The 16,800-nt window shown below is 63.5% G+C and carries 12 protein-coding genes; 5 read left to right on the plus strand and 7 right to left on the minus strand.

The genetic code is table 11. The features are described 5' to 3' along the window. Positions 1-18: 18 nt before the first annotated feature. Genes HMPREF3162_RS01815 through HMPREF3162_RS01825 form a run of 3 tightly spaced genes read right to left on the minus strand, consistent with a single transcriptional unit; the run spans position 19 to position 4,125 of the window. A complete protein-coding gene (locus HMPREF3162_RS01815) occupies positions 19-2,178 on the minus strand; it encodes an ABC transporter ATP-binding protein (RefSeq protein WP_070575742.1) in 2,160 nt (719 codons plus the stop codon). Next, positions 2,171-3,148 carry an ABC transporter permease gene (locus tag HMPREF3162_RS01820; RefSeq protein ID WP_256278303.1) on the minus strand — a complete coding sequence of 326 codons (978 nt, stop codon included), beginning with the start codon at positions 3,146-3,148 and terminating at the stop codon, positions 2,171-2,173. The genes HMPREF3162_RS01815 and HMPREF3162_RS01820 overlap by 8 nt, the downstream gene beginning before the upstream one ends. Next, positions 3,145-4,125, minus strand: a complete 981-nt coding sequence (locus tag HMPREF3162_RS01825; RefSeq protein WP_070776762.1) for an ABC transporter permease — start codon at positions 4,123-4,125, stop codon at positions 3,145-3,147. Before HMPREF3162_RS01825 ends, HMPREF3162_RS01820 begins: the two co-directional genes overlap by 4 nt. Positions 4,126-4,295: 170 nt before the next feature. Between HMPREF3162_RS01825 and HMPREF3162_RS01830 the strand changes: the two genes are divergently transcribed. After that, positions 4,296-5,282: an alpha/beta hydrolase gene (locus HMPREF3162_RS01830; protein ID WP_070575738.1), complete on the plus strand. Its 987-nt coding sequence runs from the start codon at positions 4,296-4,298 to the stop codon at positions 5,280-5,282. A 125-nt stretch (positions 5,283-5,407) separates the two neighbouring features. On the opposite strand, the gene HMPREF3162_RS01835 is transcribed toward HMPREF3162_RS01830, so the two are convergent. After that, positions 5,408-6,889 (minus strand): alanine/glycine:cation symporter family protein, encoded by a 1,482-nt coding sequence (locus HMPREF3162_RS01835; RefSeq protein WP_070575735.1) that lies wholly within the window; start codon positions 6,887-6,889, stop codon positions 5,408-5,410. 263 nt (positions 6,890-7,152) lie between these two features. Between HMPREF3162_RS01835 and brnQ the strand changes: the two genes are divergently transcribed. Then, positions 7,153-8,538, plus strand: a complete 1,386-nt coding sequence (gene brnQ, locus HMPREF3162_RS01840) for a branched-chain amino acid transport system II carrier protein (RefSeq protein WP_141759524.1) — start codon at positions 7,153-7,155, stop codon at positions 8,536-8,538. A 57-nt stretch (positions 8,539-8,595) separates the two neighbouring features. Further along, positions 8,596-9,726, plus strand: coding sequence for an alcohol dehydrogenase catalytic domain-containing protein (locus tag HMPREF3162_RS01845; RefSeq protein WP_070575731.1), 1,131 nt, complete (start codon positions 8,596-8,598; stop codon positions 9,724-9,726). A 53-nt stretch (positions 9,727-9,779) separates the two neighbouring features. On the opposite strand, the gene HMPREF3162_RS01850 is transcribed toward HMPREF3162_RS01845, so the two are convergent. Further along, on the minus strand, positions 9,780-11,912 hold the full coding sequence (locus HMPREF3162_RS01850; RefSeq protein WP_070575728.1) for a thioredoxin domain-containing protein: 2,133 nt from the start codon (positions 11,910-11,912) through the stop codon (positions 9,780-9,782). A gap of 10 nt (positions 11,913-11,922) precedes the next feature. After that, complete coding sequence (locus tag HMPREF3162_RS01855) at positions 11,923-13,227, minus strand: M18 family aminopeptidase (RefSeq protein ID WP_070575725.1); 1,305 nt, start codon at positions 13,225-13,227, stop codon at positions 11,923-11,925. A 136-nt stretch (positions 13,228-13,363) separates the two neighbouring features. On the opposite strand from HMPREF3162_RS01855, the gene HMPREF3162_RS01860 reads away from it, so the two are divergent. Next, entirely contained in the window at positions 13,364-14,548 is a 1,185-nt protein-coding gene (locus HMPREF3162_RS01860; protein WP_141750239.1) for an MFS transporter, read from the plus strand. A 75-nt stretch (positions 14,549-14,623) separates the two neighbouring features. Continuing rightward, positions 14,624-16,024, plus strand: a complete 1,401-nt coding sequence (locus tag HMPREF3162_RS01865; RefSeq protein ID WP_070575721.1) for a DUF1684 domain-containing protein — start codon at positions 14,624-14,626, stop codon at positions 16,022-16,024. Between the two features lie 136 nt (positions 16,025-16,160). Here HMPREF3162_RS01865 and HMPREF3162_RS01870 read toward each other — a convergent pair whose 3' ends face one another. Then, entirely contained in the window at positions 16,161-16,739 is a 579-nt protein-coding gene (locus tag HMPREF3162_RS01870; RefSeq protein WP_070575718.1) for a PepSY domain-containing protein, read from the minus strand. Positions 16,740-16,800: the final 61 nt, after the last annotated feature.

Genomic DNA, 16,800 nt, shown 5'->3' on the forward strand with positions numbered 1-16,800 from the left:
CCTTTCTCCGGGGGTCGTTCAGACCGCAGGGTGGTTTTTCTCCAACAGTCCGCTGTTGTCCGTGTGGTGGCACGCGGCTGCCGATTGCCCGACCTTGTTCAGTCCGGGGCTGACCTCTCGACACTGAGCCTGGGCGTCGGCGTCGAGCAGTTTGTATAGGGGGCAGCGCGCTGCGAATGCGCACCCCGTGAATTCCTGCGTGGGGGCAGGAAGATCGCCTTCCAGAAGCACCTGGGAGCGCTGCGATTCGATCTTCGGGTCTGGGACGGGCACTGACGAAATGAGCGCACGCGTGTAGGGGTGCTTGGGGTTTTCATAGACTTCGCCGACGGGTCCGTATTCGATGATGCGGCCCAAGTACATAACGGCGATGATGTCGGAAATCTGGCGGATGACGGCGAGGTCGTGGGCCACGAAGACATAGGACAGCCCCAGGCGGTCGCGCAGGTCTTCAAGCAGATTGATGACACCGGCCTGAATCGACACGTCGAGAGCCGAAACCGGTTCGTCGAGTATGAGCACCTTCGGGTCGGTGATGAGCGCTCGTGCAATGCCGATGCGCTGCTTCTGCCCGCCGGAGAATTCGTGCGGGTAGCGCGATGCCATGCTTCGGTCGAGCCCGACCAGCTCCAGCATGTCGCCGACGCGCTTTTCGCGATCGCCTTTTGCCACGCCGTGAGCCGTCAGCGGTTCGCCGACGATGTCGAGCACCGGCAGGCGCGGATCGAGAGCGGCCGAGGGGTTCTGGAAGACGATCTGCACGTCCTTGCGCATCTCCCGGCGCTGCTGGGGGCTTGCGCTTTCGATGTTGATGCCGTTGATGGTGATGGTGCCCGACTGGGGTTTCTTCATCTCCATCACCTGCGTGACGGCGGTCGATTTGCCGCAGCCGGATTCGCCGACCAGGCCGAGTGTTTGCCCGGTGTGCAGCTCGAAGGAGATTCCGTCGACGGCCCGTACGGTGCCCACGCGTCGGCGGAACACAGCGCCCTTTGTCAGCGGGAAGTGCTTCACGAGGTCAGTCACCTCGAGAACTTTCTCCGAACCGGAGCGATCGACGATTTCCACTGGTTCGGGCCGCGGGAAGATTTCGTGGGCTTGAAGCGCACCGGATTCGATTTCGTCAGCCCGGATGCAGGCGGCGAAGTGCCCTTCGGAATCGACCACGGCCTGCTCAGCCGGCACCTCGCCGTGGACCTCTTCGAGGTGCGGTTCGGTTTCAAGGCAGGCCTCCACGGCAATGGGGCAGCGCTGCGCAAACGGGCAGCCCTTCGGCAGAGCGTTCAGCTGCGGCGGCCTGCCCTCAAGGGGGACAAGGCGCTCTTTGCCGGCGGTGACGACGTTGGGCACAGAGCGCAGCAGGCCGATGGTGTACGGCATGCGGGGCCAGTAGAAGATGTCGTCAATGCTGCCGGTCTCAATGAGCTTCCCGGCGTACATGACGGCCACCTTGTCGGCGTAGCCGGCGACGACCCCGAGGTCGTGGGTGATGAGGACGATGGCCGCACCCGTGAGTTCCTGGGCCTTGCGCAGCAGCTCCATGATCTGGGCCTGAATCGTCACGTCGAGGGCCGTTGTGGGTTCGTCGGCGATGATGAGGTCGGGGTCGTTGGCAATCGCAATTGCGATCATCGCTCGCTGGCGCATACCGCCGGAATATTCGTGGGGAAAGGCATTGGCCCGGTTTTCCGGGTCGGGAATGCCGACCACCCGCAGCAGTTCGACCGCGCGCTCCCACGCATCGTCCTTGGAGAGTTTGGGATTGTGGATGATGAGCGCTTCCACGATCTGCTTGCCCACCGGGTGCACCGGGTTGAGTGCTGACAGCGGGTCCTGGAAGACCATGGCGATGCTCGATCCGCGCAGCTGTGACATCTGGTGGTCGGTTTTGCCGATGAGAGACTCGCCCTTGTAGCGGATGTCGCCGCTGATCTGCGCGGTCGACGGCAGCAGCCCCATGACCGCGGTTGACGACACCGACTTTCCGGAACCGGATTCGCCCACAATCGCGAGGAATTCGCCTTTCTTCACGGAGTAGCTGACTCCGCGGACGGCCTCAACGGGAGCCGATTTCCGCTGCGGGAAGGTGACGGACAGGTTTTCGACTTCGAGAACGGGAGCCTCGTCAGCGGTATTGCCCGAGGTGGTGGTCTGTGTGGGCAGTTCGGTGTCAGCCACGGTTCACTCCTGATGTGGGGTCGATGGCATCGCGCAGCGCGTCGGCAACAACGGACACTGCTGTCAGCAGCAGTACGAGAGCGGCGGCGGGGAAGAGGAACACCCAGGGGCGGGTGACCGCACCGGAGGTTCCAGCTGAGAGCAGAGTGCCGATTGAGATGTCCGGTGACTGCACGCCGAGGCCGAAGAACGACAGCGATGTTTCAGCCAACACAGCGCCGACCACGCCGAGGGTCGCATCGACGATGAGCAGTGACGAAATGTTCGGAATGATGTGGCGGACCAGAATCGTAGGTGTTCCCAGGCCCATGTAGCGGGCAGCCTGGACGAATTCTGCGTTGCGCAGCGATTTGGTCTGCGCTTTGACGACCTGCGCGGTCACCATCCACGCGAACAGCGCCACGATGATGATGATTGCCACCCACGACAAGCCCTTCAGCGCCGGGGCGAACAGCAGCAGGACGAAGAACGAAGGCAGCACCAGCATGAAGTTGATGAGCCAGTTGATGGCCATTTCGACCTTGCCGCCCAGATACCCGGCGAGTGAGCCCATGATGGCGGCGATGAGGGTGCCGATGATGCCGGCGGCAAGCCCGATGATGATCGACTTGCGCAGACCGATGACAACCTGTGCGTAGATGTCGTAGCCGTCGGTGTCGGTTCCGAACCAGTGTTCGGCCGAAGGCCCCTTGTTGAGGTTGAAGGCGTCCTGGTCGTTCGGCCCGTAGATGTTGATCACGTTGCCGAACAGGGCGAACAGGACCATGAACGCAAGTATCGAACCGCCGATCCAGAAGCGCGGGGAGGAGAACAGCCGACGGAAGATCAGACGGGACCGGGACACCGGCTGCGCTTCGGCAACTGTTTTCAGTGCGTCTTCGCCGATATTGCCCGCGGGGCGTTCAATGTCTGCGGTGGGGGCTGCATTGATGGAGGGGTCTGCGTTGTGCGCGGTCTTGTCGTTCATCATGACCTCACTCGGGGGTCGAGTGCGGCGTAGAGCACTTCTGACAGCGTGGAGGAGATCAGAACGAGCATGGCCGCGAAGAAGGTGGTGCCGGCTGCCGCGTTGATGTCGGAGCCTGTGATGGAGTCAAGGGCCATCCTCCCCATGCCGTTCCAGGAGAAGATGATTTCCAAGAACGTCGAACCGGCGAGCATCGTGCCGAAGCTGTATGCGAAGTACGTGGACATGGGAATGATGGCTACGCGCACGCCGTGTTTCCACAGTGCGGTCTTACGGGTGAGCCCTTTTGAGCGGGCTGTGCGGATGTAGTCGGCGCCAAGGACATCAAGCATCATTGAGCGCTGATAGCGGGAGTAGATGGCGGCACCGAACAGCACGAGCGCAATCGTCGGCAGGAGCATGTGGGATATTGTGTCGGCCACTTGCGGCCAGAAGCCGTGCACCCCCGGGGTGGCGGGCCCGACGAATCTGATGAGCTGCGTGCCCACGGCATTGTTGAACCCGGTTGCGAGGATCATGAGGATGATGCCCAAGACGAACGTCGGGGTTGCGTTGATGACGTATGTCAGACCGGTGATGATGTTGTCTGAGGCTTTGTACTGTCGGACTGCGCCCCACACGCCGAGTGCCACTCCCAGGATCGCACCCAGAATGCTGCCGACGATCAGCAGGCGCAGGCTGACAACGGAGCGGCTGAGCATTTCGGTGAGCACGGGCTGTCCGCCGACTGTCAGACCGAAATCCCCGTGGAAGAGGATGTTCGTTGCCCAGTTCCACGTGCGGGTGATGAGCGGAGTGTCGGGGTTGACGCCCAGTTCATCGAGCCTGGCAGTGATGGTGCTTTCGGGAAGCGGGGGATTCTTGCCTCGGTAGCGCTTTGCCGGATCCATAAAGCTGGAGGTCAGCATGTACGCGCACGTGGTTGCCAGCGCCGTGAGGATCACGTAGTTGACAACGCGCCGGAGGATGTAGGCGATCATCTGGTCTCATTGGTGTCGGGGACATTCACAGGGGGCGCCCGATGTTCTCTGCCGCCCCGCTGACGAGGTGACGTGAAGCACATCAGTGGCTTAGATATTAGTGCAAATGATGCGGGCCTGCCCCTGAAGTCTCAAAAAACCGTTAAAAAACCCTCCAGTAAGGTTGAGCTATGGAATGGGGCGAATGGCATCGGGACATCCTCGGTCCCGGCTTTCAGCAGCTCGCTCTGCCGCTTGCCGGCAGGCAACGGGCTACCCTTGTCCGGTGCGATGCGGTCCCGGAACCGCAACGCACTCCGGGAAGCGAGAGCTTCCTGCGCGACACGGCTGTTCTCTACCTGCACGGCTGGTCTGACTATTTCTTCAACCGCCGATTGGCGCGCCTGTGGAAAGATTTCGGAGCACAGTTCTACGCGCTGGACCTGCGCGACTACGGCCGGAATCTGCGGCCGGGGGACCCTGAACAGAAACCCGGCTACATAGACGACCTTGCAGCCTATGACGAAGAAGTCGAGGCGGCGCTCGCCGTCATCAGTGAAGAGAACCCGGGTGCGCGGACAGTGCTTGCCGCCCATTCGACCGGCGGGCTGATTGCAGCCCTGTGGGCCAACCGCAATCCGGGCCGCCTGGCGGCCCTCGCCCTCAATGCGCCGTGGCTGGAGTTCCAGTTCTCCACCGCGGCCAGGAGGATCACCACTCCGTTCCTCGGCGGCAGCAAGCGCAAGGAGAGGGCACCTCGTGCGCTTCCGCTGGTCATCCCGAACTTCTACGTGCAGGCGGCCAGCGAAAACCACGGCGCCCCGCCGTGGGATCTGGCGCTCAAACCGCCGAACGGCTTTCCCGTCTACGGGCAGTGGCTGCGGGCAATCTTCGACGGGCAGGAAGCGGTTGCACAGGGCCTGGACATTCGCGAACCGGTGCTCGTGCAGATCGCCATGGAGAGCTTTCGCGCCACGTCGTACACAACGAAGATGGCGCACTCGGACATCGTGCTCGACGTCGATCGGATTGCCAGGCGGGCCGAAAGCCTGGGCCGCGAAACCGTATTGGCCCGGGTGCCGCGGGCCGTGCACGACGTCTTCCTGTCCGACCGTGCGGCCTTCGATGTAGCGGCGGGGCAGCTGCGCCGGTTTGCCCGCGGCTACATTGCAGACTGACAGGGCCCGAGGCGCCGCTCACCTCCCGCTTTGCCTGCTTCTTCCGCTGAGATAGCGGGGAGTGGGGATCGCAAAGCCCGCCGGGTCAGGCCCGGCGGGCTTTGCTGTTCTGTGCGTTGGAAGGGTCAGCTGTTCTTTTTCTCGGCCTTCTTCTGGCGCTGGTTCTCCCAGAATTCCCTGGTGGTGACTTCGTCGGTGCCGTCCCAGGCGGTCACACCGTCGAACTCGGGGAAGTCCTTCTGGTTGAAAATGGGCGCTTTGCCGCTGCGGCGCTGCTCCGTGTAGTGCTTGAGCAGCTTGAATGCCTTCTCAGACAGCATGACCACGGCGAACAGGTTGATGATGGCCATGATCGCCATGAAGATGTTCGCAGCCGTCCACACGGTCTCCAGTGCAATGACTGCGCCGATGAACACCGAGGCCATGACCACCAAGCGGTAGGTCAGCATGGCGCCCCTGGACTTGGTGATGAATTCGAGGTTCGATTCGCCGTAGTAGTAGTTGCCGATGATCGACGAGAACGCGAAGAAGAAGATTGCGATCGTCAAGAAGTGCACCGCCCACGGGCCAAGCTGTGCAGCCAGCGCGGTCTGGGTCAGCTGAGCGCCGACCGCTTCATCGTATTCGGGGTTCGACAGCAGGACGATGAACCCGGTGATGGAGCACACGAGGATCGTGTCGAAGTACACGCCGAGCGCCTGCACGAGGCCCTGCTTGGCAGGGTGGGAAGCCGATGCGGTGGCAGCCGCGTTCGGTACGGAGCCGATGCCGGCCTCGTTGGAGAACAGCCCGCGTTTGATTCCCTGCGTGATGATGACGCCGAATGCGGCACCGGAGATCGATTCCATGGTGAAGGCCTGCTGGACGATGAGCGCGAGCATCGGCGGTACGGCCGAAAGGTTGGCGATGACCACCAGGATGCCCAGGAACAGGTACAGGATTGCCATTACCGGCACGATGAAGGCGGTGACGTTGGAGATCCGCTGCACGCCGCCCAAGAAGATCGCCAGGCCGGCAGCACCGAGGACAATGCCGATGATCGCCTTGAAGCCGAAGGTGGGGGTGTCCATGTCGAACGAGGTGGACAGGGCATCCACGATCGAGTTCGACTGCACGGTGTTGAACACGATGCCGTAGGTGACGATCACGATGACGGCGAAAACGGAGCCCAGCCACGGGCTCTTGAGCCCGCGCGCAATGTAGTAGGCCGGTCCGCCGCGGAAGGTCGCGCGGTCTTTCACTTTGTACAGCTGTCCGAGGGTGGACTCGACGAACGCGGTGGCACCGCCGACGATTGCGGTCACCCACATCCAGAACAGGGCACCCGGTCCGCCCACGGATATTGCCAGGGCCACACCGGCGATGTTGGCGGTGCCCACGCGCGAAGCCGCTGAGATTGAGAATGCACGGAAGGGTGAGATGTTCTTGTTGCCCTCAGCGTCACGTCCGGCTGGTTCTTTGATGACCCGGAACATCTCCGGCAGCAGGCGCAGCTGCACAACTCCGGTGCGCACCGTGAAGTACAGGCCCAGCGGCAGCAGAGCGAACAGCAGAAGCCACCCGAGCCACCCATCGACGGTTGACAGCAGTTCGTTGAAGGCTTCCATGGGGACTCCTGGGGTGTTGATGGGGATGCTGTGGTCACACGAAGCGTCTGTCTGCAGCGCTCGCCTTGGCCACGAAAGAACTCTCTCCACTGTAGAACAGGCCTGAGAAGACTGTGGGAGAGAGGGGGAACACGCGCGGTGTCTTCAACTGTGCTGAGGGTGCGGCAGGGTAGTGTTCTGTTCTCGAATCTTATGTGAAGTCCTGCCGCGGGCGCCCACCTCCCGCCCCGAAGTGCTCACATTCCCCTAACTACGGAGATCCCGTGCAGAAGCAGACCACCCAGACCGTGCCGTTCAGAACAGTGATCACGCTTGGGCTGATGTTCTTCGCAGTGTTCATGGGTGCTGGGAACATCATCTTCCCGCCGCTTTTGGGCCAGCAGGCGGGAACCGCCTTCCCGTGGGCGATTCTCGGTTTTCTTCTGACGGGTGTGGGCCTGCCCGCACTTGCGCTCGTGGCGGTGTCCCGAGTGGGCGGACTGGCCCGCCTATCGGCCCGGGTCGGTCACGCTTTCGGTGTTGTGTTCACAGTGGTCGCCTACCTGCTCATCGGGCCGTCTTTCGGGATTCCGCGCACCGCAACCGTGTCCTACGAGGTGGGGGTTGCCCCGCTTCTGCCGAACGCGGGCGATGCCCAGTGGCCGCTGGTGCTGTACGCGCTGGTGTTCTTCATCATCACCCTGGTGCTTGCGGCCAACCCCACGAAGATTGTCGACTGGATCGGGAAAATGCTTGCCCCGGTTCTGGTGCTGGTCATCGCGGTGTTTGCGATCAAGGCGCTCATCAGCCCCCTGGGTGGGTTCGGTGAGCCGGTTGGCGATTATTCAAATGCGGCTCTGCAGACCGGTTTTGTTCAGGGTTATCTGACGGTCGATGCGGTCGCTGCCCTGGTGTTGGGCATTCTCGTGGTGTCGGGCTTTTCCGGTGTTGGGGTGACCAATCCGACCGTCATCCGCAGGAAGATGCCGTGGGTTGTTCTGGTCATGTCGATCGGCTTGTCGCTGGTCTACATTTCGCTGGGCTACATCGGGGCCACAAGCCGTGGTGCGGTGGGCGAACAGGACAACGGCGGAGCGCTGCTGGCCGAGGTGTCGCGCGCCCTTTTCGGTGACATCGGGGGTGCTCTTCTGGCGGCTGTCATCATCATGGCCTGCCTGACCACTTCGATTGGCCTGGTGTCGTCGATGGCGGAGTTCTTCTCGGAGCTTGTGCCGAAGGTGTCCTACCGGGTGTGGGCGGTCGTGTTTTCGCTGATCGGCTTTCTGTTCGCCAATGTCGGCCTGGACGCCCTCATTGCGCTGGCCCTGCCGATGTTGATGGCGGTGTATCCCGTCACCCTGGTGCTGGTGCTCCTGTACTTCTTTGAGAAGCTCTTCCGAGGTGACCGTCTGGTCTACCGTCTGGCTGTCATCTTCACGGCTGTCATCAGTGTTCTGGGCGCCCTGAAGGAAGCAGGGTTGGGCGGCACAGCAGTCGATTCGATGCTCAATGCGCTGCCGTGGGGTGCTGAAGGGCTCGGCTGGGTTGTTCCCGGTTTGATAGGTGTGGCGATCGGTGTTGTCCTGCACTTTGTTTTGGGCCGTCACGATCAGGACCACACGGCCCGTCTTGATGCCCGGATGAAGGAGAAGTCCGGCGGAACGCTGTAAACCTGCGGTTCAGCGTTTAGACTCAAGCATCACGGCCCAGAATTCAGGAGGTTCCCAGTGAAGATCACCGGCGCAGTGCTTGAGCGCATGGATGCTGAACGGCCCTACGCACAGTCGCGGCCCATCAGCATTTCCGACCTCGACCTGGCCGACCCGGGACCGACTGAAGTCCTGGTGCGCATTGAGGCGGCGGGAGTCTGCCACTCCGACCTTTCGGTGGTTGACGGCAACCGTCCCCGTCCCATGCCCATGCTGCTTGGGCATGAATCGGCGGGCATTGTCGAAGAGATCGGCAGTGAAGTCGAAGGCATTTCCGTAGGCGATCGGGTCAGCATGTCATTCCTGCCCCGCTGCGGGGAATGCCGCGAGTGCCGCACAGACGGCAAGCTCCCGTGCTCAGTGGGTTCGAAGACCAACAATGACGGCGTTCTGCTGCACGGTTCGGCGCATCTGAGCCGAGACGGCGAGAACGTCTACCACCACCTGGGCGTCAGCGGCTTTTCCACCCACGCGGTTGTCGATGCGGCCAGCGCGGTCGTTGTGCCGCCGGAATTGCCTGCAGACATCGCGGCAGTGCTCGGCTGTGCCGTGCTCACCGGGGGAGGGGCGGTGCTCAACGCCGCCCAGCCCGGCCCGGAGGACTCCGTCATGATCGTCGGCCTGGGTGGGGTCGGCATGGCCGCCCTCATTGTGGCCCTGGCCCAAGACGTCAAAGAGGTCATTGCCGTCGACGCGCTTGAAGAAAAACTCGACCGCGCCAAGGAACTCGGCGCTGATCGTGTTTTCACACCGCAGGAAGTTGCCGAACAGGGCATTACAGCAGACCGGGTGATCGAAGCCGCCGGCAACGCCAAGGCCTTCGAAACCGCCTATAACGCGATCGGCTTCGGCGGGTCGATGGTGACGGTAGGCCTGCCCAACCCGGCAGCCACCTCGACCATCGCCCCGCTGGCGCTGACTGCCGGTGCTCGCGAAGTCAAGGGCTCCTACCTGGGCTCTGCCGTGCCCGCCCGCGACATCCCCACCTACGCGCAGCTCTACCTGGAAGGCAAACTGGCGGTAGACGAGCTCATCTCCTCGCGCATCCGCCTGTCGGAAATCAACGAGGCGATGGACCAGCTGGCTGACGGGCGGGCCATCCGCCAGGTGATCGTGTTCGACGATTCAGCCGAAACCGCCGCGGTCTGACAGCCGAGGAGCGCAGTGCGGGCGGGGCGGGGTGACCTGTCCCGCCCGCTTCTCTATGACGAGGCGCCGTCCAGCAGTCGTCGCACCTGTCCCGGATCCGCTGTGGGCAGGCTGCATTCGTGGCCGAGGCACACTGTTGCTGCCTCCGCCTGCGGCTGGCCGACAGCACTTCCCGGTGCCTGCCGACTGAGCACGGTTGTCACAGGGTGGCAAGCCCCAATGCTCAGCAGCCGTGGGTTGGCGCTTTCAACCCGCACTGGGTTGAGCAGCCCCTCCGCGGTGACCTGCAGCCATCCGGCTGCCCGCGGGGCACGGTACATGACGTCCGATGCGGCAAGCACCAGACGCTCAGCCGTCTGCAGCCACTGTGTGCCGTCGGCTGTTTCATCAAGCAGTCCCAGGCACAGGGCCGCGTGGGCGGCAGCTGCCACACCGGACGGTTCGGTGTCATCAAATGCGCTCATCCCACCGGCAGCCAGAAGAGGATCGTGTTCGTAGTCCCGCACTGTCCCGTCCAAGAAGCGCTTGCTGAGTTCGGTCAGAAGCTCCCGGGCGGTGCTGACACGGCCCAGTGCAACGGCGCAGTCGGCCAGCTGTGCCCAGTCCACAAGCCCCGCCGCACCCGGGCCGGGCTCCCCGTGAAAAGCAGAGCGAGCCAAACCGGTCTGCGTGCGCAGTGCTGCCGCAGCCGCAAAGGCCTGTTCAGCGGCAGTGAACCATTCGGGCTCGTCAAAAACGCATGACGCAAAGGCAAATGCCGAAGCCGTCATGGCGGTGTGTGCCGTTATGAGCTTGTCATCGCGCAGTGGGACGGCGCGGTGTTCGCGCGCTCGCAGAAGATCCGCGCGGGCAGCCAGCGCCGTCTGTGTCAGCCACGGCTCTGGCTGGTTGTCATCGCTGTTCTGGCCAGCCTCATCATTCTCAGCCCACTGCTCAATTCCCGGGGCGTGGAGCACCAAGCCCAGCCCTTGCGACAGAACAGGTTCGTAGGGAGATCCGGTGAGCTCCACCTCGTGATTTTCCAGATAGAAAGCGCCCTCGGCAGGCTGGCCGTGCGCGTCGAGAGAATCGGCGTCCAGCGCGGTGGCAAAGCCGCCGGAGTCCAACCGCATGTCCCGCAGCAGAAACTCTGCCGTGTCATAGGCTTCGCGGCGAGCAAGCCTGGCCCAGCGCGAACCCGGGGCCAAAGACTCTTCAAGCCCGAACCACGCGGCACTCGCCCGCAGGTACAGCGCATTGTCGTACAGCATCTTCTCGAAGTGCGGCACCGACCAGTGCGGATCGACGCAGTAGCGGAAGATCCCACCGGCAACGTGGTCGCGCAGACCGCGCGAAGCCATCGACAAGAACGTGCGGCGGATGAAACCCAGCCGCTCGGGACCGCGGTGGTGACCCTTGATGAGAGCCATGAGCGACATGAGCGGCGGGAACTTCTGCGCCGAGCCGAAACCCCCGTTCGTCGTGTCGGCTTCGTCCATAAGCGCCCAGTGCTGGGCGTTGAGAATGTCCGAAGACACCGCGCTTTCGAAGGGACGGTCGAGGGGTCGCTGTTCGGATTGCGCGGCAGGGTCGGCGGGGCTGGTCTGCGAGCTGGGCCCGGCCTGCGCTGGAGCCCCGGTCTGTGCGGCCTGCGCTGGAGTCTGCGCAGATTCGGGGCCAGCCGCCAGCTGCTCCAGGGTTGAGCGCATCTTCGCCGTGATGTCGGCAACCTGCGCTCGCCGCTCCCGCCACGTGTTGGCAACGGCCTGCAGGACCATGGAAAACGACGGCTGACCCATGCGCGGCTCGGGCGGGAAATAGGTGCCCAGGAAGAACGGCACCCCATCAGCGTCCGCGAAGGCCGTCAGCGGCCAGCCGCCGTGACCGCGCATGGCCTGCAGCGCGTTCATGTACTGCTCGTCGACAGCGGGAAGCTCTTCGCGATCGACTTTGACGGCAACGAAGTACTTGTTGATCTGCGCTGCGACGCCCGTGTCGCTGAAGGACTCCCGCGCCATGACGTGACACCAGTGACACGTGGAATAGCCGATGGACACCATGAGGGGCGCATCGCGGCGTTTGGCTTCGGCAAAGGCCTCCGCGCCCCACGGGTGCCAGTCGACCGGCTGGTCGGCGTGGGCGCGCAGATACGGCGAGGTCGCATGAGCCAAACGGTTCACGTGTTCGGCGCTTTCCGCATCATTCATCCGGCTGTCCTCATCCCAGGTGCGCGTGGGCGAGCCTGACGAGCGCTTCGATATCGCTGACGGCCGCCATTTCTCTTGCCGAGTGCATCGACAGAAGCGGAATGCCCGCGTCGATGACAGTCATGCCCAGGCGGGTGGCCGTCAGCGGGCCGATGGTGGAACCGCAGGGCTGGGCGTTGTTCGACACGAACGGCTGAAACTGGGCACCTGCCGCGTTACACAGGCGTGCCCATTCGGCGGTGCCCGCAGCATCCGTTGCATAGCGCTGAACCGCGTTGAGCTTCAGCAGCAGCCCGTCACCGAGGGTCGGCCGCACCTGCGGGTCGTGGCGCTCCGGGTAGTTGGGGTGGACAGCGTGGCCCGCGTCAGCGGAGACGCAGATGGAGCCCGCTACAGCCCTCAGATGTTCTTCCCGGTCAGCCCCCACGCTGATCGAGATGCGCTCCAGAATGTCTGCAAGCATTGGGCCCGATGCACCGGTGCGGGTTTCCGAACCGACTTCCTCGTGGTCGTTGGAGATGAATACCGATACGGCCGTCAGGTTGTTCGCGTCGAGTTCTTCCATTGCCCGCAGGCCAGCGAATGTGGAGGACAGGTTGTCCATGCGCGAACAAGCCAGAAGCTCCTGCGCGGCTCCGAACAGGGCAGCTTCCTGCACGGGTGCGGTGATGACATCGTGGCCGACCACCCGGTCTGCGGAAACACCGGCGGATTCGGCCAGCAGCTCGATGACGTCGCCGCCGCACACCTCCAGGCCGATCACCGGGACGGTGTGCTGCTGACGGTCCAGTCTGAGCCCGTCGTTGACCTGCCGGTCCAAGTGAATGGCCAGCTGGGGGATCCGTGCGATGCCCGGTGTGCGCGCCAGCACGGTCGTGCCGTCGCGCAGTGCGAGCCTGCCGGCAAAGCACAGTTCGCGGTCGAGCCACGAATTGAGCAGCACTCCGCCGTACACTTCGACGCCCACCTGGGTGAAGCCTGCCGCGGTGTGCGCCGAGCCGGGCTTGAGCTTGAAGCCCGGCGAGTCCGTGTGGGCACCGAACACCCGGTAGCGCAGATCCCCAGCGGAAACATCAGCAGGCAGCGCAAAAGCGGTTACGGCGCCATCGCGGACCAGCACGTAGCGGCCACCCGGGGCCAGGTTCCACGCCTGGGCTTCGTCAAGCAGCTCAAAGCCCGCCGCCTGCAGTCGCCGAGCAGCTTCTGCGGCAGCGTGGTAGGACGACGGTGATGCCGCGGTGTACTCGCCGAGTTCCAATGCGGTCTTCTGCGCTGCGGTCTTCTGCGCGGCTGTTTTTTCAGCGGCGGTGGACATGCGCTCCTCCTGAGCTTGTCGTCACAGCGCTGGACTCAGAGCCGCCTGTTAGCCTTGCACGGTGTTCTCTGGTCTAGCGCGGCTGGTTGGCTGGGGCTTCTTCCCCCTGGCAATACTGGCAAAACTACCGTATGCCATGTCGGTTGTAGCCGTCATGACATCAGTCGTCGGCGTGCGCGGCTCCTATACGCAAGCCGGTGTGGCTTCGGCTCTCGTGGGCTTAGCCACAGCCTTTTCAGGCCCTTTCTTCGGCTGGTTTGCCGACCGCTTCGGCCAGCGGGGCCTGCTTCTGTGCCTTGCTGTCACGAACGCGGCTTCGCTGTGGGGCTTGGGCTGGGCGCTGCGGGCCGACGCTGCCACGTGGACTGTCTACGCGGCGGCCTTCGCGATCGGCGCGACGAGCCCGCAGGCAGCATCTATGGTCCGCTCACGCTGGCTCGAGGCAATCCGCGGCTCCTATTCCGGCACGCAGGCCGAGAAGGCCACATCGGTTGTTCTGCCCTATGAGTCCTTTACCGACGAGGCTGTTTTCGTTGCCGGGCCGATTGTTGTCGGAGCCATTGCGGTGGCCTTCGGCATCGTGGTGCCGCTCGATGTTGCGGCCCTGACCACTCTCATCGGGATCAGCGGCTTCGCTTTGCACCCGTCGTCCCGCTTTGTGCGCGGCCACGCCCGGAACATGATGGAACAGTCCACAGCTGACGAGGCGCAGGAGACTCCCGCTGTTGCTCCGGCTTCCGAGATCTTCCGGCTGTCCGTTCTGCTGCCGCCGGCCGGCATGGCCTGCATCGGCATGTTCTTCGGTTCGACGCTTGCCAGCCTCACCAGCTTCCTTGAACAGTTCGACAAGGCGGCCGCCGCGGGTATGTACTACGCCGTGATGGGCGTGGGTTCAGCGCTGTGCGCATTTGCCGTTGTGCTTCTGCCCCGGGGCTTCACCTTTGCCGCGCGCTGGATGGTGTTCGCCGCAGTGGCGTTCACGGGGACCCTTGTGTTCACGGTCCTGCCGGTATTCCCGGCGGTTCTCGTAGGTCTCGTGCTGTGCGGTGTGGGCATCGGCCCGGCGCTCGTCACGCTGTTTTCGATTGCCGCGGAGGTCGCTCCGGTGGGTCGAGTGACAACCGTGATGGCGATGATGACCACCGGCATCGTTGTCGGCCAGGCGCTCATCAGCGCGCTCGTCGGCTCACTCATCGACGCTTTTGGCACCGGTGCTGGCTTCCTTGCGACCACGAGTGCCTGCGCTGCGCTTTTCGCACTCAGCTGCCTCAACATGTACCGTCGACGCATTGACGTTTCGGCGGCCACGCTGCAGGCGTAGAACCCTGTTTTCACAGAACCAACAGCGCTATTGTTGTTCCTGATTCGCACGGAACTGCTCAACAGAAGGTGATCAGTGGAAGAGTACAGAGCAGATTGGGAGGAGTGGCACGACTCCCGCGTTGCCAGTCTGGCCACCCAGCACGGTTGGCTCTCGCTGACGGGCCTCATCTGGTTGGCCGAAGGTGACGAACGCACAGTGTGCGAAATCCCCGGCAGGTTCACCCGCAGCAATGACTGGCTGCACTTCGACGCCGAACCGGGCAGTGCGATCGGCCCCACCGCCGCGGCGCTTGACGTCATGGCAGACGACATCACCTTCCCCAGGGCCGAGCGCGTGCAGGTTGTGCGCAGCATGGACACCGGCAGGCAGTCCGTGTGGCTGCCCCAGGGTGCATCGCTTATGTGGTTGACCGACGGGACGGTGGTCATCGAAGCCCTCAACCGCGACGGCTACATGGGACTGCGGATTCGCGATTCCCGTTCGAAGCTTCTGAGCAGCTTCATCGACATTCCCACCTTCGAAATCGACCCGAGCTTCGCAGTCCAGGGGCAGTTCACCCCGTATGCCGAACCGGAGCTGCGGAGGATCGACACGGCCGCACCGGGCTTGCAGATCAGCACCTATGTTGTGGGAACCGTCGAATTCGACCTGCACGGCACAGCCCACACCCTACTGGCCACGGGACACCCCGAAACCGGGCTCCACCTGGACTTCTACGACGGAACCAACGGCGGAACCACATCGCAGTGGCGGCGCCTGTCGGTGGGCACCCCCGATTCATCGGGGCGTGTCATCGTCGACTTCAACCGCGCGGTCAACTTCCCCATGGCCTTCACCCCTTTCGCCACCTGCCCCGCTCCCGTGCCGGAGAACAGGATCAGCGAGCCGATCACGGCAGGCGAGCAGGCGCCTCGGCAGACCCTGAGCGAAAACGGACTGCGCACCCCGATCGTCGTCGTCGAGACCAGCGCGAACCTGTTCTACGGACGCACACTCGACCAGCTGTCCGAAGGCGGCATCCGCTGCGACTTTGTGCGCCTGCACGAAGGCGAGCTGCTGCCCAGCCCCATCGGCTACCAGGGCGTCATCGTCTTCGGCTTTGCCGACGACGAGCAGGGGTGGGCGGTTTCACGTGACGACGTCATCGGGTTCCTCGACGACGCGATCAGCTCGCACATCCCGACAATTGCCGTCGGAGACGCCTGCCGTCTGATGGAAGTGGCCGCTGGTGCGCAGATCGACGGGGGTGACCTCCCGGTGCCGCAGTCGGTAGTCGGGGCGGTCGATTCGGTCGAAGTCAGCCTCAGCGACGACGTTGCCCAAGACGCCCTGTTCCGCAGCCTGGTCACAAACCCCAATGCCCCACTGGGCCGTCTGCGCGCGAGCACGGAAGTCGAAGACGATTCACTCATCCGCTCCTGGAACGACCTGGTCAACCGCTTCATCCGCATGATCCACACCGAGCGCAGCTGAGCGGGTTCAGGCCCCGTAACCAGTCGAGGTGCCGTCCGGTTCCAGCCGGGCGGCACCTCGTGTCTTTGGTGCTTGGGGATTCTGCTGCCGAGGGGCAAATTGCTGCCGCAGTCTTTGCCCTAGACAGCAGGGTTCGTCACTTGTCGGTCACCTTGCCGTCAGCGGCCGAAACGTAGACGTCAACCGAATCGGTTTCGCCTTCGGGGTACACCTCAACCTCCCACGCGGGGGAGGAACCGGTCGTCAGGTCGGCTTCGTCGACTGTGCCGCCGCCCTTTTCGTCAACGGCTGTGCCGAGAGCGTCCTTGAGGGGAGTCTTCACCTTCTTCAGAGCGTCGACGTCTTCCTGGTCGGCGGGGTCGTCGTCCTTTTCCTTCTTGACGACCTCGGTGCCCTCGGGGCTGACGACGACTTCGTGCTTCTCCGAGCCCTTGATGACATTGATTTCCCACCGGCTGTCATCGAAGTCGAGTTCGGTGGCCTTGCCGTCGATTTCCTTTTCAGCCAGCTCAATTGCCGACTGCGCGGTCTGGACTGAACCACCCTTTTCGCTCTGCGGGTCGCCTGCAGACTCGGTGCTGGGGCTCTCAGCCTGTGTGGTCGACTGCTGCTGGGCGTCGTTGGACTGCTGGTCTCCTTCGGAGTTTCCACAGCCGGTCAGGGCGAGTGCTCCGGCGGCAGCCGATGCGGCAAGGAGGGTGGAAAGCTTAGTCATGTGGTGTGTCACTGTCCTTTCGCTGAGTGTGTTGGTCAGTGAATACGTGCGCTTGTGGGAC

The sequence above is a fragment of the Brevibacterium sp. HMSC07C04 genome (genome assembly GCF_001815905.1).
Taxonomy (GTDB): Bacteria; Actinomycetota; Actinomycetes; order Actinomycetales; family Brevibacteriaceae; genus Brevibacterium.